This is a genomic window from Halalkalibacter lacteus (assembly GCF_036663595.1).
GTDB classification, from domain to species: domain Bacteria; phylum Bacillota; class Bacilli; order Bacillales; family Bacillaceae_D; genus Halalkalibacter; species Halalkalibacter lacteus.
Window position 1 is genome coordinate 1 of record NZ_JAWRVL010000039.1, and the last position, 19156, is coordinate 19156.

17 protein-coding genes are annotated in these 19156 nt (G+C 35.9%); 16 read left to right on the forward strand and 1 reads right to left on the reverse strand.

Annotated features, from left to right (window positions below):
- The first annotated feature begins 543 nt into the window (after positions 1-543).
- From SAZ04_RS19320 to SAZ04_RS19335, 4 genes are all read left to right on the forward strand, one after another.
- The gene (locus SAZ04_RS19320) at positions 544-1506 is read left to right on the forward strand and encodes a hypothetical protein (RefSeq protein WP_332698390.1); all 963 of its coding nucleotides are present in this window, start codon (positions 544-546) and stop codon (positions 1504-1506) included.
- Positions 1507-1605: 99 nt separating this feature from the next.
- Complete coding sequence (locus SAZ04_RS19325) at positions 1606-2574, forward strand: alpha/beta hydrolase (RefSeq protein ID WP_332698393.1); 969 nt, start codon at positions 1606-1608, stop codon at positions 2572-2574.
- A gap of 5 nt (positions 2575-2579) precedes the next feature.
- A complete protein-coding gene (locus SAZ04_RS19330; RefSeq protein ID WP_332698396.1) occupies positions 2580-3968 on the forward strand; it encodes a sensor histidine kinase in 1389 nt (462 codons plus the stop codon).
- Positions 3950-4528 (forward strand): response regulator transcription factor, encoded by a 579-nt coding sequence (locus tag SAZ04_RS19335; protein WP_332698399.1) that lies wholly within the window; start codon positions 3950-3952, stop codon positions 4526-4528. The genes SAZ04_RS19330 and SAZ04_RS19335 overlap by 19 nt, the downstream gene beginning before the upstream one ends.
- Before the next feature lie 179 nt (positions 4529-4707).
- Here the strand turns inward: SAZ04_RS19335 and SAZ04_RS19340 are convergent, their stop codons facing one another.
- On the reverse strand, positions 4708-5118 hold the full coding sequence (locus SAZ04_RS19340; RefSeq protein ID WP_332698402.1) for a helix-turn-helix domain-containing protein: 411 nt from the start codon (positions 5116-5118) through the stop codon (positions 4708-4710).
- A gap of 141 nt (positions 5119-5259) precedes the next feature.
- Between SAZ04_RS19340 and SAZ04_RS19345 the strand changes: the two genes are divergently transcribed.
- The 12 genes from SAZ04_RS19345 to SAZ04_RS19400 all read left to right on the forward strand — a co-directional run bounded on the left by SAZ04_RS19345 (position 5260) and on the right by SAZ04_RS19400 (position 19155).
- Positions 5260-5463 (forward strand): helix-turn-helix domain-containing protein, encoded by a 204-nt coding sequence (locus tag SAZ04_RS19345; RefSeq protein WP_488803352.1) that lies wholly within the window; start codon positions 5260-5262, stop codon positions 5461-5463.
- Between the two features lie 36 nt (positions 5464-5499).
- Positions 5500-5757, forward strand: coding sequence for a hypothetical protein (locus SAZ04_RS19350; protein WP_332698404.1), 258 nt, complete (start codon positions 5500-5502; stop codon positions 5755-5757).
- Positions 5758-6237: 480 nt separating this feature from the next.
- Positions 6238-8460, forward strand: a complete 2223-nt coding sequence (locus SAZ04_RS19355; RefSeq protein WP_332698407.1) for a type IA DNA topoisomerase — start codon at positions 6238-6240, stop codon at positions 8458-8460.
- A gap of 75 nt (positions 8461-8535) precedes the next feature.
- Positions 8536-8961, forward strand: a complete 426-nt coding sequence (locus SAZ04_RS19360; protein WP_332698410.1) for a hypothetical protein — start codon at positions 8536-8538, stop codon at positions 8959-8961.
- A 20-nt stretch (positions 8962-8981) separates the two neighbouring features.
- Positions 8982-9227, forward strand: a complete 246-nt coding sequence (locus tag SAZ04_RS19365) for a hypothetical protein (protein WP_332698413.1) — start codon at positions 8982-8984, stop codon at positions 9225-9227.
- A 17-nt stretch (positions 9228-9244) separates the two neighbouring features.
- On the forward strand, positions 9245-9532 hold the full coding sequence (locus SAZ04_RS19370; RefSeq protein ID WP_332698416.1) for a hypothetical protein: 288 nt from the start codon (positions 9245-9247) through the stop codon (positions 9530-9532).
- A gap of 66 nt (positions 9533-9598) precedes the next feature.
- Positions 9599-10696, forward strand: coding sequence for a hypothetical protein (locus SAZ04_RS19375; protein ID WP_332698419.1), 1098 nt, complete (start codon positions 9599-9601; stop codon positions 10694-10696).
- Between the two features lie 58 nt (positions 10697-10754).
- Positions 10755-13238 (forward strand): VirD4-like conjugal transfer protein, CD1115 family, encoded by a 2484-nt coding sequence (locus SAZ04_RS19380; protein ID WP_332698422.1) that lies wholly within the window; start codon positions 10755-10757, stop codon positions 13236-13238.
- A gap of 215 nt (positions 13239-13453) precedes the next feature.
- Positions 13454-16207, forward strand: a complete 2754-nt coding sequence (locus SAZ04_RS19385; protein ID WP_332698424.1) for a pLS20_p028 family conjugation system transmembrane protein — start codon at positions 13454-13456, stop codon at positions 16205-16207.
- A 12-nt stretch (positions 16208-16219) separates the two neighbouring features.
- Positions 16220-16561, forward strand: a complete 342-nt coding sequence (locus SAZ04_RS19390; protein WP_332698427.1) for a DUF5592 family protein — start codon at positions 16220-16222, stop codon at positions 16559-16561.
- Positions 16545-17198, forward strand: coding sequence for a TraC-like domain-containing protein (locus SAZ04_RS19395; RefSeq protein WP_332698430.1), 654 nt, complete (start codon positions 16545-16547; stop codon positions 17196-17198). Before SAZ04_RS19390 ends, SAZ04_RS19395 begins: the two co-directional genes overlap by 17 nt.
- 4 nt (positions 17199-17202) lie before the next feature.
- Positions 17203-19155 carry a VirB4 family type IV secretion system protein gene (locus SAZ04_RS19400; protein ID WP_431309035.1) on the forward strand — a complete coding sequence of 651 codons (1953 nt, stop codon included), beginning with the start codon at positions 17203-17205 and terminating at the stop codon, positions 19153-19155.
- Position 19156 lies beyond the last annotated feature (1 nt).

Genomic DNA, 19156 nt, shown 5'->3' on the forward strand with positions numbered 1-19156 from the left:
TAGCCAAAAGGTTATATCCTAGTTTTCCTTCTTGATACTCTTTAACTAGCATTAACTTAAATTGTTCACTGTATTTAACCATTAAAAAACACCCCAAAAGTCAGATTTCACTCTAACTTTTGGGGTGCAGTACAGATTAGGTCTTTTTTTGGGAGTTGTCATGTGGATATTCACCTAATAGAACTAGACCTAAAACAATAATTGCTTATATTAATGCTATGTGAAATATTCATTATGAAAAGTGTAGATAGAAAAATATTCCTTTCTTATTCTATTTGTCTCGGTTATAATCAAGGACAAGAATATATGAACGGACAAGAAAAAAGAGACCCTCGCGTTTGTACCTGGTGCTACCAACACCGATACAACGTCAGCCGTACAGCAACTACGGCGAACACCTGCAAGAAATCTCTTTTTGTTAAATATCATATACTTATTTTACAAGTATATGCGTTTAACGTCAAGAGATGGATTAAAGCGATGTTTGCCGATTGATAACGGTAAATGTCGCTTTTTTGTTTCCGAAAAAAGGAGACGATTTTGATGGGTAATGTAAAAAAATGGGCCAAAAATAAAGGTTATGAATCTATCTCTCGTAATATGTTGCAAGATGTGGATAATCTAAGCCTTCAGGCTATAGGGTTACTATCGAACTTACAATCAATGCCTGAAACTTGGAGTATCCATAAGACAGAGCTATATAAACGATTTGCGAAAAATGGTCGTACATCAGTCATGAGCGCTTGGAATGAACTTATTGAACATAAGTATATCTTGCAACTTAGAAAGCGCTCAGGAAAGAAGTATGACTATATTTATTACTTTTCCCATGAAAAATTCACCCAAGAAGATATTCAAGCTATTGAAGAAAAAGAAGGTACGACTTTATGGAATGGTAAAATTGAAAAAAATAAAAAACCACAAGAAAAACAGGGTAACAACAACGATTATTGGACTGTCGATTTTCAACAGTCCAAAATGAACAGTCCAAAATCAACACCTATTAAATCTACTAATAATGAGGTTTATCAAGAAGATAGTAAAGAAACAAGAGATACAAAAGAAACAGGAAATGTTTCTCATAATCTACTTTTTTCAAGCACTGATAAAGAAGAACTACAAGATCAATTATTGAAAGATAGTTTGAAAGATATCATTCCTCAACCACTTCATCATGTACTTAGTGTATTTAGTGATAGCTATGATGAAATGTATCACTGGTTTGGAATTATTCTAAAAGCTAAAGAAAAAGCAGAGAAATTTTATAGTAAAGTCATATCGCTAGAAGACGAAGAAAATCAGCATATGTTACGCGAAGGCTTTATGAAAGCCATTAGAAATCTAAAAAAAGATCAGAAGGATAACCCTGATAATTATTTATTTATCGCCATTAAAAATCATATTGAGCAACATACCTTTCATCAAGCTCTTAAGCAAGGTCAGGAAAATAAAAAAATTAAGCAAAGTGATATTCCGAGTCCAGATCAATGGATGAATGCAAACTGAAAGAACCTAACACGAAGGCTAGGGGATGTTATGCGGGATGGAAATAGTTAAAGGAAACACGATTATTAGCAAATCTTAGTTAGTTGGGGGACGAATCCATTGATTTTTTCAAAAGTGATAGATCTTTACGCTTTAAGTAGATTACACAAGAATCGTAGTGGAGAGTTTCAATATACCTCTCTTCCTTCTTCAATACCTAATGTAAGCGAGAGAGAAGCTTTTTACGAAGTGAATCCTATCGACATTCTTTTTGATATACACAATTCAGAAAAGGACTATAAAGTGGGGAGATTCGAATTCCAAAGTTTAATTTCGTCTGGTGATCCTACTAATGATCACTTACAAGGAGAAGCATATATACGAAATGAAGATGCTCCTAATATCATCTTTGTACATGGATGGCGTCAAGATTCATTTGATCGCCTAAAAAAAATATTTCATGATCGTATGGGTAATTTAGGGTGGAATATGTATTATTTTACCCTTCCATATCATTTTCAAAGAGAACCAGAGAAATCACTTTATAGCGGTGAATATATGATTAGCGCAAATATCCCTCGAACGCTTATATCTGTAAGGCAATCGATTGTTGATTTACGTGCGTTAATTAAGTGGATTAAAGACAATAAAAAAGGACCTGTTGTTGTTATAGGAATAAGCTTAGGTGGATTTATTACGAATTTAGTGGCTACTCTTGAATCTCAAATTGATGCGTTAGTTTCTATATTTTATTCTAATCGACTTTCTTATTCAATATGGAATACAAGTCCAGGTAAGTTTATACGAGAAGATCTAGAACACCATGGTGTGAATTATAATGATTTAATAAAATATTGGCGGATTACAGAGCCTAGTGAAGGTATTCCAAAAATCAACAAGGACAATATTTTACTAATCTCTGCTAAATATGATCAATATGTACATATTGAAGATGCAGACTATTTGTGGGAATCTTGGGGAAAACCCACAAGATATGTTTATAATTGTGGACATGCTGGTATAGTTCTTAATCGTAAAAAGATTGCAACAGACACCCTTTTATTTCTCCAAAATAAGATAAAGGGGTAAGTACTATGACTGTAATGGTGACTTTACTTTGGTTGATGAGTTCCATTCTGTTTTTTAGGAATCCTAAAAGTGAAAAAATTAGGTGGGCAAGTTACATAGGGTTTTTCGGAGGATTCGGGGGGGGAGGAGTTTTACTGGGTAAGGGTTTAAATCGTCCTGAATGGATTTTATTTCTAGATGGTTTTTTTACATCTATAGGGCATTATTTTACGCCATATGGAATGTTGATTTTTGGTTTAGTCTATTCAGATTTTATTGAAAAAAATAAGACGAAAAAAGTATGCAAACTTTTGCTTCTTGTTCCCATTATCATAATGTACTTTCTTTTTCCAGTATATCCAGAATTCAAATTAAATTTCGTTATTTTATCTATCTGGGTTGTACCATACGTTGTCTCAGCAAATATCTTATTAATTTACTCCGCCTGGCGAGAAACTAGACCGACTATCAAAAAACGGAAAATATTAACTTGTTTATTTGTAGTGCCAATGTTTTCTTTTGCCTTGGTTACAAACATTATTTTAGAAGCATTTGGCATTAGAGAAGTTTGGCATTACAACCCTTGGATAATAGGTGTGCAATTTCTAGTATTCATTTATTTCGCCATTAAATATGGAATTCTTGGTGTTCAAATCAGATTTGAGAAAGAAAGACGTGATTCTACAATGAAAGCTGTTAGCTCTGGAACGGGGCTATTGAATCACACGATAAAAAATGAAATAGCTAAAATTGATTTATTAGTCAATCAATTAAAAGAACATATACCGCAAGACGAAGCTTCTTCTGAAGATCTTGAATTAGTGTTAAATTCAACAAATCATGTTTTAGAACTTTCAACACGTATTCAGAGCAAACTAGACATTATAAATCTTAAAGAATCTGAATTTTTACTCAGTCAAAGCGTAGATTCAGCAATTAGCTTGCTCAAACCTTATTTACATTCAGACATCAACGTTATTAAACAGTATGAAGTTGATGCCACAATATTCGGGGATACTGCACAGATACAAGAAACTTTTCTCAACATAATTAAAAATGCAATTGAAGCCATGGATGGGCGTGGGATAATTTTAATTAAAATCTATAAAACCCGTAGAAAAATTCACATAGACTTTACAGACACAGGTAAAGGTATCGAAAAAGATAAACTTTCTCTTGTGTTAGACCCTTTTTATTCAACAAAAAGGCAGCAAGTAAATTACGGTCTAGGTTTAACTTATTGTTATAATGTCTTCCAAAAACATGGTGGCGATATCTCAATAAAAAGTCGAGTAAACCAAGGTACAACATTTTCATTGGCACTTCCTACCAAAAGAATTATCGATATTAAAATAAACCAACAATCTAATTCTAAATCGATAGGAGAAAAGAGCTTATGGACAAAATTAGATTGATGATCGTAGAAGATGATCCAGTATGGATGAAATGCATATCCAATTATGTGAAAAAAGAGAACGATATTACTGTTGTTAAACAAGCTTATACGAAAGAGGACGCATTACAAGTTGTTTGTGATAATGTTGACGTAGTGTTATTGGATTTAACACTATCAAAAGAAGATGAAAACCTAAGTGGACTTTTAGTTGCCAGTCGATTATCTGATAAAGGGTTAAAGAAAATTATTATGTTAACATCGTGGGATGACACGGAAATTATCCTTGAATCCTTTGACACAGGGGCTATCAATTACATAACAAAAACATCTTATAGAGATATCCCTGATGCTATTAGAGAAGCGTATCAAGGTAAGGTTAGTCTTCATTCTGATGTTTCGTCTGTACTTATTAGTGAACTTAAAAGAGAAAGAAAAGTAAAAGTATTAACTCCAGCTGAACGTGAAGTTTATGACTTAAAAGAGAAGGGATTAAACAAAAAGCAAATATCTGAAAAGTTATATAAGTCCTTGGAAACAATTAAAAAACAATTAAAAATGATTAAAAGCAAACTAAATTGAAGGGTCAGTACAAAGACTAACCTCAATTTAGTTTGCTTTTTTCTTCTGCATGGTTTGATAAAATAATTTTGTATATCGAAGTGGGAAATTTTAGTATTATATCATATAATTCAAAATTTGGGGAGGGGTATTTTTTTACCCCTCCCTTAAACTTGTCGAAGCTTGTACCATGTAGATAATTATTTATTATTCATTATCGAATTTAGAAAGTTGGTCAAATGTTTTATCTGACTGGGAGTTAAGTCAGAAATCATCCTTAGTAATGACATGTAGTTAACTACAAGGGTTTCCGTTACTTCAATATCTTCTGAAGATAACCTGTCCAGAATAATATTAATTCGTTCGTTATGTATGCTAGGAACGTTTAAGTTTTCGCTATTTTCTGGAGGTAATATATCGTATAACGTCACTCCTAGAGCCTCACAAATATTTATCATGGACTCGAAGGTACCAAACCTTTCTCCACGTTCGATGGTGCTAATAGTGCTTTGAGATGTATTTGATAACTTGCCTAATTCGACTGTAGTCATATTAAGGCTTTTACGATAACCCTTTATTTTTTCACCAATGTATTTTTTTAGTTCATTCATATTTATCTACTCACTTTGGATGGTTTTTAATAATTTTATCAAAATTCAAGAGTGTTGCATAATATTATCTTTTAAGATTATTCTTTTAAAATAAAATTCATTTACAAATTAATTGTTTTCGAATACAATAGTTTTAAGGAGGTGAACATCATTAATAAAATTAGAGAAAAGAGATTGGAGAAAGGCTGGACTCAATTTGAACTTGCGAATATGTCAGGAGTTCCACAGCCGACTATTTCTCAAATCGAAAGAGGAGATCGAAAATACCCAACTCATGAAAATATTATGAAAATCGCTAAAGCATTGGAAATCAAAGTAGAAGAACTTATCGAGGGAAGTTCTTAGTTCTTTAGAGGACTTATACAAAAAGGGGCGATGGATATGGGAGAGGCAAAACGACTATCATATTACGATATACCACCGTCAAACGCTCAAAGTGTTAAAACATTTGACGGGAAGACATACAAACTTAAGGGTGCTGTTGCCATCGATAACAAAACAGGAAACATTGAACGGATTGCTGAAATCTATTATCGAATTCGTTCTGTGGTGGATGAAAGTCAAAAAATCATTGCAAAGAGAAAAACACAAGAAGATGAGCTGATGGTGGTATATCGTAAAAGGAAAACAATGAACTAGAGTTATCAATTTTACCTTAAGTGGACTTTATGAAAAACAAGCGATTTTTGAAGTGTGCTGAGAATATAGAGCGCAAAAGCTCTTTGAAAAATATATATGGGTGCTCCCTTCTAACGAACCACAAGAGGGAAAGGGTATACCAAAACGGTTAGGTGAGTGTGACCTAAAACTCGCCAGTGGTTCACGTTTTTAACGGTATATCAATGATCAATGATGGCAAGTAGTTGTGAGGAAGTAATTCTGACGAAGCAATAAAAGTTGTCTTGTGAGATATATAAGGTTCTTCGTTTACGCCTAAAACGTTGTGCAGTGTTGGGCTTGGATATACCATGCATGCCAACACAGGGTAGCCATTTCAGCCAAAAATGGCAAAAAACCATTCCTATTTCTTTTGCTGCTATGAAATGACAGACAGAAGTAGAATTATAATCTCGGTAGACTTCAAAATCGCTTGAAATGGTAAATAAGGAAGAAATGATCATGTCAAAAAATTTACACAACGAGGAACTACTTACGGAATTAGCCAAGTTTAAATTTTTAATGGGGGTGGATAGAATGGGTAAAATTGTTATATTGGCGGAAAAACCGTCACAAGCTAAAGCCTATGCAGATGCTTTTTCTATTAAAGAACGATCAAAAACGCACATTGAATTAAAGCCTGATTCTACTTTCCCAGCTGGTGCATTTATCACGTGGGGAATTGGTCACTTAGTTGAGTTGCAGCAACCTCATGATTATAAAAGCGAATGGCAAAAATGGAGCATGGAACACCTTCCGATTCTTCCTTCGCAATTCGTTGAAAAAGTAGCCGATGGAAAAGCAGCACAATTCAATGCAGTCAAAAAGCTCTTTAAAGACGCTGATTTAATCGTTAATGGGGCTGATGTTGATCGAGAAGGTTCAAATATTTTTTACTCAATCCTTTCTGTCACAGGAGTAAAAGGCAAACCTATAAAGCGACTTTGGATTAATTCATTAGAAAAAGAGGAAGTCCGAAAAGGATTTAATAACCTTCAATCAAACGATAAAGATTTATTAATGTTTGATGAAGCAAAGGCACGTCAAATATCTGATTGGATAGTCGGGATGAATGCTAGTCGATTGTTTTCTTTATCTATGCAACAAAAAGGTTATCAAGGTAGTCTGAGCATTGGCCGTGTCCAATCACCAACGGTTTACCTGATCTACCAGCGTCAAAAAGAGATTGAGAACTTTGTATCGAAGCCTTTCTATCAAATAGAAGGGAAATTCGAGGCTGAAAATGGAGAATATAAAGGACTAGCCAAAGTCAAAGAAGAAGATAAGGAAAGGGTACAAGCACTATTAGAAAAACATCAAATTGATGAAAATACAGTAACTAAAGGTACAATCGCTAGTGTCGAAAAGAAACAGAAAAAGCAAAAATCACCGAAGTTACATTCTTTATCAACCCTTCAAACCATAGCAAATAAACGCTGGAAGTACAGTCCTTCAGACGTTTTGAAAACCATGCAAGAGTTGTATCTAAAAAAGATCGTCACCTACCCACGTACAGATTGCAATTTTATTACTGAGAACGAATTTGCGTATCTAGTTAAAAACGTGAAAGCTTACCAGCAACTTTTACATGTCAATTTTGAACCTGAATCACTTGAACCGAACAAGCGATATGTCGATGGCTCAAAAGTTCAAGAACACTATGCGATTGTACCAACTAAAAATATACCTAGTGATTCTGTGTTAAACGAACTATCTGAAATGGAAAAAAATATTTATCATGAAATAGTAGCTACTACCCTTTCGATGTTTCATTCCGACTATGTTTACGAAGAAACAACGATCATAACAAACGTAAATAAATTAGCCTTTAAATCGACCGGAAAAACCGAAGTAGGAAAAGGCTGGAAGTCGTTATTTCCTACAATGGCTTATGAAAAAAAGGAAAATACTACGCTACTTCCTGAAGTCAAAGAATCTGAAAGTGTTAATAGTGATGTTTCGATAAAAGAAGGAAAAACCAAGCCTCCATCCCCTTACACTGAAGGTCAGTTAATAAATATGATGAAAACGTGCGGAAATAGTAAACTCATTGATGATGAAGAAGACACCGAAATCTTGAAAGAAGTTGAAGGATTAGGAACCGAAGCCACTCGGTCAGGCATTATTGAAACGATCAAAGTACAAAAATATATCGAAGTAAAGAAGAACGTAGTTTCAGTAACAGAAAAAGGGAAAATTCTATGTGAATCAATCGAAGGTACATTGCTATCTAGTCCTTCAATGACGGCAAAATGGGAATCTTACTTGCAGAAAATCGGGAATGGTAAAGGGTCAAAAGATTCTTTTATCAAACAGACAAAAGAATTTATAGAAAAATTGATCGAAGAAACACCTCAAAAACTCAATAATAGTAGCGTAGATACACTTATCAAGTCTGAAGAAAGCAGCAATCATATAGCAAAGTGCCCTTCTTGTCAAAATGGATACTTACTAGATAGGAAAACGTTCTTTGGTTGTTCTAGTTATCAAGATGGTTGCAAAGTGATGTTTCCGAAAAAACTTGCAGGCAAAACATTATCAAAAACGAACATAAAAATGCTCTGCGAAAAAAAGAAAACGAGTAAGATCAAAGGCTTTAAATCAAAAGCTGGAAAAGCCTTTGAAGCGAACCTTTTCCTTGATAAAGAAAATAAAATTAAATTCGGCTTTCCAAGCAAAAAGTAACAAAAAGGATCATTGTAATAAAGCTACAATGGAAAGGTTGTGTTAAAATTATCCAAAAAAAGGTTGGGATACGCTATGAAGCTATGGAAAAGTATTTTTGTGTTTTCGTTTCTATTTTTATCTGCATGTAACAACAGTACTGAAACGATTGCCGATCTCGAATATGAAGAATTCAGAGATAAAGTTAATTCTGAAGAGTTTACTGGATTTGCTTATCTCCTTTCTGACTGGGAAGCAGAAGAAGAAGGCTATATAACAGTAATTGAAGATGTTTTTGACAGAGAAAATGAAACTCTGACTTTCACGAATATACAAACTGCCGATAATGAAACTTATGAGATTATGAACAAAGATACTAGCAATCCTGAAGTTTATTTACCTAGCGATAGAATTACTTTTGTTAAAGATGGAAGAGTATTAAGTGAATTTGACATTAATAGTCAAATTTTCAGTAAAGAAAATAATAGTGAACTAAGACAATTCATTCAAAATCATCAGTAAAAGAAAAGGAGAATGCATACATGGCGGCAAACGCAAAGGAAAAGAAGCAAAAAAAAGAGATTGCAAAGAAGATCATAGAAGCAAAAGGCATTAACTATAACGAATGGTTGCACCAGCAACACGTTAATTATATTGATGAAAACCTGATTGAGTACATGGAATTGAATGATAAGAAAGAAGATAAAGAACAACCTCAATCTAGTATTTTATCTTCTGATACTGTAACTGTAAAAAATTCTGATGATAAGAATCAAACTAAATTATAAGAAAGAAGGGAAAAGTCATGAAAGATCAACTTTTTGAACTGTTACTGTTTAACACGTATTTGATGACTGCTGATGGCATGACTAACCTAATTAAAACGGGTGAATCGATCCTTCAGTGGGCGCAGCGTTTAGGACTTATTGGTGCTGCACTTGCTTTTTGTGTAGGTGGTTACTACCTTATGTTCGGTGGTGATCGAGGTCGTAGTAAATCAGTCGGTTGGTTTTTAGGTGGTGCAATAGGGTTGGTTGTCGTTATGGGTGCATACGGCATCGCAACAGGTATCAACAATAACATTACATTCTAATTACTTTAAAATCGTTAGAGCCACAACATATGTGGCTCTTTATTTATTTTTAATGGAGGGAAAGCCATGCTCTATGTCAATTTCACTCGTGGAAAGCACTCAAAAATCATAAAACATGAACGTATTCCATTTCCTGAGGCTGTGAAACTATCACAAGAAATTGAAATGGAAATGCGTGAAAAGAATAGGACAATGGAAAGCTATTTTCATGTCATTAATCCTAATTATGAAGATGATATGTATGAAGGCACGTTTCACTTTGGTTCTTATGCTGCACCTAATCTATTTATCCATATAAAAAAGATGCTGCTTGTCATTAAAACTGACAAAGAAAAAGAGAAAATCCGACTAGCGTTTATCGCTGAAATGGAAGAACTACTAGATGATCAATACAAAAAAGAAGAAGATATTCAAAATGACAATCTTAAAAATTTAGACGTTTCCAAGATATCACGTTTACATCGCTGGCAAAGACGTACTATTTATGGTGTCGCTGGCTTCTTTGCACTAACTACGGTTGGTGTTTTTGTATACTTTTTTATGCAAATTGCTGTCTTTAATCAAGAATATCAAACGATGGCAAGTGAATCAGATCGGCAAGGTCAAGTGATCAACTATTACGAAAATGCATTACTAGGAAAAACAGGAGAATTAGAACAGTATCTTGCTTCTCTTGATATGGACGATCTTAACTCCCAAGAAAGAAATATTTATGCTGGCTATGTAGCAGATGAAGGTGATTTTGATCAATTGAATGCTCTATTTGAAAATGACACAAGCATGGTAGCAACGTTTCTTTCTAATCATAAAACAGATAGATTAAGAGAATATCATGACCGTTATCCAACAAATGAAGCAAGATTTGACCTGGCATTTTCTGACGAAAACTATGATGAAGTTTTAAAGATTGAAAATGTTGACATATCTACTGATCGAAGCAAGAAGAAGACGTATGCGTATCTAAAAACAGGCAATCTTGAAAAAGCAAAAGAAGAATTAGAACGTAATAATTCAAGCGAAATGAAAGAGAAAATTGCTCGATATGAAGAATTAAATGGTGCGATTGCTAAACTTGATGACAAAATAGATGACGCAGAGGAAAAAGATCGGAAACAACTAGAAACAGAAAAAAAAGCATTATTAGAAGAATTAAAAAGCATTTAATAGGCACTCTTTCATGTTTAGAGTGTCTTTTTATCAATTCAACCGGAGTGGTGATTCGATGAAACAACTATTAAAACAACGGAAAATCCATGTATTAATAGCTTTAACATGCTCGCTGCTCTTTTTCTTTATTGTGAACATGTTACTTAACATTGTGATGATCAATGTAAAAGACATTTTAAGCAGCGACAGTTTTATAGAAGTGTCGGAAATGACCTTTGCGATTGAAACGTTTCTTTTTACATTTAACGAACTACCAGCATTTGCCTATCTGATTATCGGTACGCTTGCAGTAACAGCCTTTGGTTTATTTTATTATAAGCTACGTACCAACTTTCGAGAGTTAGAAAAACCAGGATCAAAAGGTACAAGCCGATTTACAACGCTCGATGAAATGAAGAAGCAATATCGTGCTGTATCTGAAAAAAAAGAAATGTATGAAGGTGGGGGCGGGGTTCCGATCTCACGTTATCAAGACAAAATTTTTATTGACGATTCTCCTGTAAACAATCTAATCATTGGTACGACTAGATCAGGAAAAGGGGAAATGCTGATCTTTCCGATGATTGATATTTATTCTAGAGCCCAAAAAAAGGCTTCTATGGTTTTAAATGATCCGAAAGGTGAGTTGTTTGCAGCGTCCAAAGAAACGTTAGAAAAACGAGGATATCACGTGGAGGTATTGAATTTAGACAATCCTCTGCAATCGATGTCGTATCAGATTTTACAAATTGTTATTGATGCTTACGAAGAAGGAAACATGGCTAAAGCTGAACAATATGCGAAAACGATATCGAGCATGCTGTACAGTGACCCTTCTGCCAAAGATAAATTTTGGCAAGATAGCGCAAGTGCCTTATGTACAGCGTTGATTCTTGGACTTTGTGAGAAAAACCTTCCTCACAACAAGCAAAAAATCACGATGTATACCGTGGCACAGACACTAAATGAACTAGCTTCTGAACAAGAAATGAATGAAGTAACAGGAAATATGGTTACAGGTCTAGATCGTTTCTTTGATAGTTTACCTGAAGGTCATGCTGCAAAATTACAATACGCAACCGTAAAATTCGCTTCAGGTGCAGGCCAAACCGTAGCGGGTATCTATGCCAATACGTTTGGAAAGTTAAACATTTTTACCCTCACACCGATTGCCAAAATGACGTCCATGAACACTTTTGATATGAAACGAATCGGATTTGGAAAGGTCGTATCTGGTCGAACGAAACCATTATCACGCGTAACGATTCAATTTCAAAATGGAACATCGTCTATCCGAACGGATCAAAATGGACTTTTTAGTATTTCGCATGATGAAAAAGTAGAGGTCGGGGACCGACTTCAGGTTTCGGTGGAAGAAACAACGTGTTTCCTAGAATTGGAAGTGGGATCCATCGATAAAAAAGATGGTGTCGTTGAGTATACTGTCCTTCAGGATAAGCAAGAAAATGACATTGGCATTACCCTTGATCGCTTTGAACACTTCAATAAACCGACTGCTCTTTTCATGATTACACCTGATTATGATTCTTCGTTACATGTCATTGCTTCTCTGTATATTAAACAGCTTTATACAGAATTAGCCCGAACCGCCAGTAACACTAAAGGTGGTAAATGTATTAGAGAAGTGATTTTTATCCTTGATGAGTTTGGGAACATGCCTACGATTGAAGATATGGGTTCCATTATTACCGTCTGTCTGGGGCGTAACATTCGATTCAATCTGGTTATTCAGGCTTATTCTCAATTAGAACTTAAATACGACAAAGATTGGAAAACGCTTGATGGAAACTGTGCGAACACGATATATATTTTGACTACGTCAAACGATACGGCAGAAGAAGTCAGCAAAAAACTTGGAGACGAAACCATTTCGTCGCACAGTCGCTCAGGTGGTACGCTCTCCTTTAAAAAGAATAAAACGGAAGGCGTAGACGGTCGTAGGCTTTTAACACCAACCGAACTTATGCAGCCAAAGGAAGGTGACATGGTCGTCATTCGAGGGATTAAGCGACAAGATCAAAAGAGGAAAAAAGTAAAACCATATCCGATTTACAATCGAGATAAAACGAGTATGAAATACCGTTATGAATACCTCGCTGACGACTTTGACACTTCAACATCGATTAACGATATCGATATTCCATGCAAACACGCGGATATTCCACTGAAAAATATGGTGTATAAATTCCATGAACAACAGGTTAAAGAAGATCAGATGGAAAAAGTAGCTGAAGAAGCTCAGGAAGTAAATAAACAAGGAGAAAATAAGGAAAGAACGTTTGAGGAAATGACGGTTGAAGAAGTATTAGGCAACGACAATATCCTACCTTTCGTTATGAAAAAAGTGTTACCTGAAACAGAAAACTCTGAAGAAAACATACTTGATATGACAACGACTGAATTTATGGTTCTTTTAACACGACTATCAGAGGATAACAAAATTAAATCAAATACAGTGAGTACGGTTTCTGATAAATTTAATAATCTACGTCGAACATACGATAGCGAGGGTGATATTCATGAAAAACTACCTGTGTAAAGTTCAAAAGCAACAACGTTTAGAGGATGTGATAAAGCAGCACGAACAACACTTGCAGGAGCATGATCTTATCATTCGGCTGAATGATGGGGCATGCAGAATATGTAAAAATGAAAAAACAGGAAGGTATCAAGTCCTTGTAGACGACTTCGATTTTTCTATTCCCTCCATGATAAGCGATTTTCTAACAAAAAACTAAAAAAAGGGGGGAGGACGTGAGTAACGAGGAAATTTTAGAAAAACTATTAGAGTTTGGCGAACATTTATCTAAAGGTACGATCTTTATTGATGTCTTTAGAACCATCGGATGGTTTTTTGTTTTAGGGCTGGCTTGGTTCATTGACCAGCTTGAAAATATCACTGATCTTATTCTTGGATTAAAGCTGTTTTACAATCACCCTGAATTTGTGGAGTTTGTAGAGAAATTTCAACCAATCTTGGTTATTTTATTTGCTTTCAACATTTTGTTTATCGGATATTTATTGATTTTTCAAAAAGAATTTAATCGAGCTGGCGTTTTTACAAACGTGGTAATGGCTTTGATTATCGTTGTGTTGCTTGGGTCGGGGATGTCACAGGCAGAACGGTTTTCTAGTGATGCCATTGACGCTATCAACTATGAAGAAGGTGGCAATAGCACCTTATCTAATACGATTATCCGAGACAATATAACAGATGTTTCGCTGTTTGATCTTGATGGCTGGCAAACACCTGAATTAGAAGATAAGAATAGAATTAAGTCGAATTTCACCAGAGACATTAACATCAACTCATATTTAACAAAAGGTAGTAACGTTACGGCAGATCAAGAACTATCAAATGATGGAGAGCAAATCTTAGGACACAAGATAGAAACGTTAGGGGATGGTTCGAGGGCGGTTGTAAAGTTAGAGAGTGGAAACTGGATCACCGATATCACACAAGAATATTACTATCGGTATACCCTTGATTGGATAAACATGTTAGGTACACTGCTTGTCGTTGGTGTGGTATTGATTACGGTAGCGATCAAGTTAGCAAAGTTATTTTTTGAACTAGCTTTTAACTATATTCTAGCTTTATTTGTCGCACCGTCTGACATGCACAGTGGACAACGAATGAAGCAAGTCGTGCAAAACATCTTAAACATTTTTCTAGTAACCATCATGATCTTTCTAAGTTTGAAAGTCTACATGATTGGAACAGAATTTCTAGGAGAATACCTTGACGGCATCCCTTATCTAATCGCTATGATCGGCTTTGCGCTAGCAGTTATCGATGGTCCGAACATTGTTGAACGGCTATTTGGCATTGACGCTGGCGTGAAATCAGGGTGGGGTGCATTAGCTGGAAGTTATGCCGCTGCTAAAGGTGCTGCTGGTCTAGGCAAAGGAATGGGGAAAGGAGCGCTTGCTGCTGCAAAAGGTGCTCGTTCTGCTGCAAGTAAGACAGCCAGTACTGGTGGTTTTTTATCTGGTGCTGCTCATGGAATGATGGGGGATGGACAAAGTGATGGGAAAGTAAATGCTACTAGCGCAGTAGGAAATAAAGCCGACGCACAAGTTAAAGAGCAAGGTGCTACAGGTCATGCGGGACAGGGTGAAGCTCAAGGGAAAGGAAACAGTGAAGGAAATCAAAATGGATCAACAAGACCAACCTCTCTACATGACCAAATGAAAAATAGAAGTGTTGCTGGTACGAACAGTAAAGGTACTTCAGGTAGCAAAGCAAGAGATACATCAGGTGGTGTTGCGGGTGCTGGAAACGGAGGAAATAAGACAACTGGTTCACCTCAAACGGCGTCTGTTAATGATCAAAACGCACAAAGCGCTGCAAAAACTGGCTTTCCTAATGACATTGAGCAAGCTTTCGATCAGGTCGCTAGTACAGTAGAAGGTTCAGAAACAGTTGGTGTTACCGATCAAAAACAAGCTGGCGGGGCTACGAATGGGAAACAAGCGACTTCAGGAAGTACTTCAGGCAATGTTGCTAGAACAACATCAGGTGGTGGCACGTCAGGAAGTACTTCAGGCGCAGCAAGTAGTACTTCAGGAGGTACGTCAAGCGGTGGTAGTGCGAAAACATCATCTGTGAAAAACTCGCAACGTGTATCAAATAATGTTGGTCAGAGTGGAAAAGAAATGATTGAAGAGCTAAATGAAGTCATTGAGGATTTTTCTAGCGGTGGAACAATTGAACAAGAAAGAAGAGCATTAACCAATCATCGACAAGGCTCTAATGGTGGACAACAAACGGTAAGGCCAACCCCTTCATCAGGTAGTGGAACGTCCGGAAGTTCTTTAGGTGGTGCTGCTGAAACAGCATCAGGCGGTGGCACTTCAGGAGGAACATCAAGTGCAGCAAGTAGTAATTCAGGAGGTTCGTTGGGCGGTGGTGGTGCGAAAACATCATCTGTGAAGAATACGCAACGTGTATCAAATAATGTTGGTCAGAGTGGAAAAGAAATGATTGAAGAGTTAAATGAAGTTATTGAGGATTCTTCAGGAGGTGGCATAATCGAGCAGGAAAGAAGAACATCCACTAACCATCGACAAGGCTCTAGTAGTGGGCAACAAACGGTAAGGCAAACCCCTTCATCAGGAGGTACAACGACTTCAGGAGGTTCGTCAGGCAGTGTAACATCAGGAGGTACATCATCAGGTGGAACTTCAGGAGGTTCAGGAAGCGCACCAAGAACTGGCGGTACTTCAAGTTCAGGTAGTGGAGGTACAAAAACGTCCACTGTAATCCATACAACGCATGTTACAAATGACATTGATAATAGTGCACATGAAAAAGAAGTCATTCAAGAAAATAATGAGGTTATTCAAGAAGATCGTCACCTGGGTCAGATCATGAAAGATACCGTATCGCAACGCTTCCATTCAACAAAAACGGTTAAGAATACAAAGCGAAACTATCAAGTTGGGCGTAACACTGGTCAGGCGATCAAGCGTAACTTCAAAAAGAATTTTACTAGAAAAAAGTAAAAGGGTGATTAGATGGCTCATTATCGGATTCCAAAACATATATCCAGTGAACTAAAGATAAACAAAGCACTTTATTTAACTGATCTTGGTTTGCTGGTAGGTTTATTGCTCTTTACGTTTGTTATGAGCAATATCGTTCATTCTTCTCTGACATTCCTTTTCTACGGATTTATGGTGGTGGTTGCAGGTTTAATGATTATTAGACCTGCAACTAACCCGAAAAAGAGGATTTATGAAGCGATCTACTATGCAATCAGAAGGCGTAAAGATACGTACACTGCAATTGATTATATCGTAGATGGCACAGACGAATATCCAGAGGATGGTGAAAAAAATAATGGCGATCTTCAATGAACCTAACCGAACACGATTAGTAAAAAAAACAAAACGTAAGGGTTCTTCGATCTTTGACGAATCGAACATAGAAACAAAAAAAGAGGATAAACCGAAAAAAATCAAAGTGAAATCAAGCTTTGCTGAAATCTCTCCTATCATTGACATTACAGGAAACGGATATTTCCAACTATCAAATGAGGATGGTTACATGGAGATCGTACAACTAACTTCCACTGATATTTACGCACTCAATCACGATGACAAAGAGAAAAAAATCTATTCGCTTGCTTATTTCCTTCAATGGTATCAATACGACATGAAAATTATTCCGTTAAACTTTCCAGTGGATACGTCAGGGCAACAACAGTTTATTCTAAAAAAATTAGATCGAACAACGAACGCTCAATATCGTTTGTTCCTAGAACAAAAATTAAAAGAATTACAGTTTATTGAAACGGAACGAGCAAACAGAGAATACTATATGTTCATTTATGCTGATGATGAATTCACATTACATTCTCGAATCAAAGCAGTGTCGGCTCAAATGAACGTTGTTTGCCCGATTGTTCGATTAAGCGACGAAAAGAAGATTAACATTCTTTATAAATTGAATAATCTCAACTCGAAAAATAAAAGTTCGAAAGGGGATAAGTAGTATGATACGGGCCATTTTAAACAAACTTAAACCAGCAGCTGAAACCACTCCGAGTAAAGAAACATATGGCTACAACCCCTATCTACTTTCCGAAATACAACCGCAAGGTGGGATTAAATTCGATGAAGCGTTTATACGCAAAGGGGATGGATACGAAACGTGTATTCATGTCTATGACTTTCAAACGATTGTGACGGACTTTTGGCTCGAACAGATCATGAACATGCCGAACGTGGTTGCGAGTTTGGACATCTCTACACCGAACCGAAAAGAAGTGATCGACAATATCAATAAAAGTATGGCAGAGCAAAAAAATCGTGGTCATCAAGCAAAAGATACGTCTGACTTTATTGAAGCAAGTGAAGGTTATGAGGAATTAAAAGATGTATATAACGAAGTAAGACAGGGAGAGGTCTTAAAGAGGATTATCTTACGTTTGTTCGTTAGTGCGAAAACCATTGACGAATTAGAACGCTTGGTAAAGGAAATAATCAATAACCTTGAATCTCTAAACTTTCGAGGAAGTGTATTTCTAAATGAACAAGAATATGAATGGGAAGGTTTACACAAAAATTACAAAGCACAACAAAAATATCCGAATAAACGCAAGGGTATTGAAATTCCTGCTCTATCTCTAGCAGGAGGATTTCCTTTCCATTTTACCAGTTTAGATGATCCGTTCGGTACCCACTATGGAACGACTGATACAAACGGAAATGTATTGTTTGATCTCTTTCATAAAGACGAAAAACGAAAATCGTACAACGCTTTAATGATTGGAAAAATGGGTTCAGGCAAATCAACACTCTTAAAAAAAGTGGCTTCAGATAATGCAATTAAAGGTCACAAAATCAGAATTTTAGATATTACAGGTGAATTTGAAGATTTAACAAAAGCTCTCGACGGAAAGGTCATTGCACTTGATGGTAGCAACGGTTTCATTAATCCGTTGCATGTCTATAGAACAGCAACAGATGATCATGGTAATTCGAATGAACAACTGTCCTTTACGCAACACTTATCCAAATTAAGTGTGTTCTACCGGTTTTTAAATCCGAATACAACGAACGAGGAAATAAAAGAATATGAAAATTTATTAAGAAAACTTTATATTCAACATGGGTTATGGGTAGAAGGTGAAACGGATAATCGCATTACTGATCGAAAGGCTAATGAATATCCGATCTTCTCTGATTTCTTAGCAATGTTACGAAACGAACTCTATGAAAATAGTGAAGAGAAAAAAGTAGATGAAACGATCAGTGAGAAAAAGTGTGAACGATTAGAGAATATTGAATTAAATATCGAAAACCTTGTACAAAACTATACTCACTTATTTAACGGACATTCCAGCATCGACCATTTTAACACTGAACAATTTGTTTCTTTTCCTTTACGTAATTTATCAGAACTAAAACCTGAAATCTTTCAGGCGCAATTATTTAACGTCATGAACATGTTGTGGGATGGGATGTTAGAAAACGGTCAACCCCAATTAAAAGCCTACAATAAACATCGTTTAAAGTTTGAAGATGCCGTACGTTATTTAATTTTAATTGATGAAGCACACCACATTATAAATACACGAAAAGGGAGTGAATATGGTGTCCAGTACCTTCAGAGATTTATGCGAGAAGCTCGAAAATACTTTGGCGGTATCTTTTTTGCCAGTCATATCATCTCTGACTTTGTTCCTGACAATGCCACTCAAAGGGCAGCAGAAGAAGTTAAAAAACTATTTGGATTAACACAATATAAATTTATCGCTGAACAAGATAGTGAATCATTATCAAAGCTAAAAGATGTATTTACTGGTCAATTAAATGATTCCGAATTAAGTCAAATTCCGTACTTGCAACGTGGCCAAGTCCTACTATGTATTTCCTCTGTCAAAAATATAAAAATGAGCGTAGACGTATCTCGAGATGAATTGGACTTATTTGGTGGAGGTGCTTAAA

Excerpts from the sequence above, each read along its gene's own strand:
- SAZ04_RS19370 (WP_332698416.1), top strand. The coding sequence starts at position 9,245 with ATGAAAGATCAACTTTTTGAACTGTTACTGTTTAACACGTATTTGATG.
- SAZ04_RS19340 (WP_332698402.1), bottom strand. The coding sequence starts at position 5,118 with ATGAATGAACTAAAAAAATACATTGGTGAAAAAATAAAGGGTTATCGT.
- SAZ04_RS19365 (WP_332698413.1), top strand. The coding sequence starts at position 8,982 with ATGGCGGCAAACGCAAAGGAAAAGAAGCAAAAAAAAGAGATTGCAAAG.
- SAZ04_RS19380 (WP_332698422.1), top strand. The coding sequence starts at position 10,755 with ATGAAACAACTATTAAAACAACGGAAAATCCATGTATTAATAGCTTTA.
- SAZ04_RS19375 (WP_332698419.1), top strand. The coding sequence starts at position 9,599 with ATGCTCTATGTCAATTTCACTCGTGGAAAGCACTCAAAAATCATAAAA.
- SAZ04_RS19330 (WP_332698396.1), top strand. The coding sequence starts at position 2,580 with ATGACTGTAATGGTGACTTTACTTTGGTTGATGAGTTCCATTCTGTTT.
- SAZ04_RS19355 (WP_332698407.1), top strand. The coding sequence starts at position 6,238 with ATGTCAAAAAATTTACACAACGAGGAACTACTTACGGAATTAGCCAAG.
- SAZ04_RS19335 (WP_332698399.1), top strand. The coding sequence starts at position 3,950 with ATGGACAAAATTAGATTGATGATCGTAGAAGATGATCCAGTATGGATG.
- SAZ04_RS19390 (WP_332698427.1), top strand. The coding sequence starts at position 16,220 with ATGGCTCATTATCGGATTCCAAAACATATATCCAGTGAACTAAAGATA.
- SAZ04_RS19360 (WP_332698410.1), top strand. The coding sequence starts at position 8,536 with ATGAAGCTATGGAAAAGTATTTTTGTGTTTTCGTTTCTATTTTTATCT.
- SAZ04_RS19395 (WP_332698430.1), top strand. The coding sequence starts at position 16,545 with ATGGCGATCTTCAATGAACCTAACCGAACACGATTAGTAAAAAAAACA.
- SAZ04_RS19350 (WP_332698404.1), top strand. The coding sequence starts at position 5,500 with ATGGGAGAGGCAAAACGACTATCATATTACGATATACCACCGTCAAAC.
- SAZ04_RS19320 (WP_332698390.1), top strand. The coding sequence starts at position 544 with ATGGGTAATGTAAAAAAATGGGCCAAAAATAAAGGTTATGAATCTATC.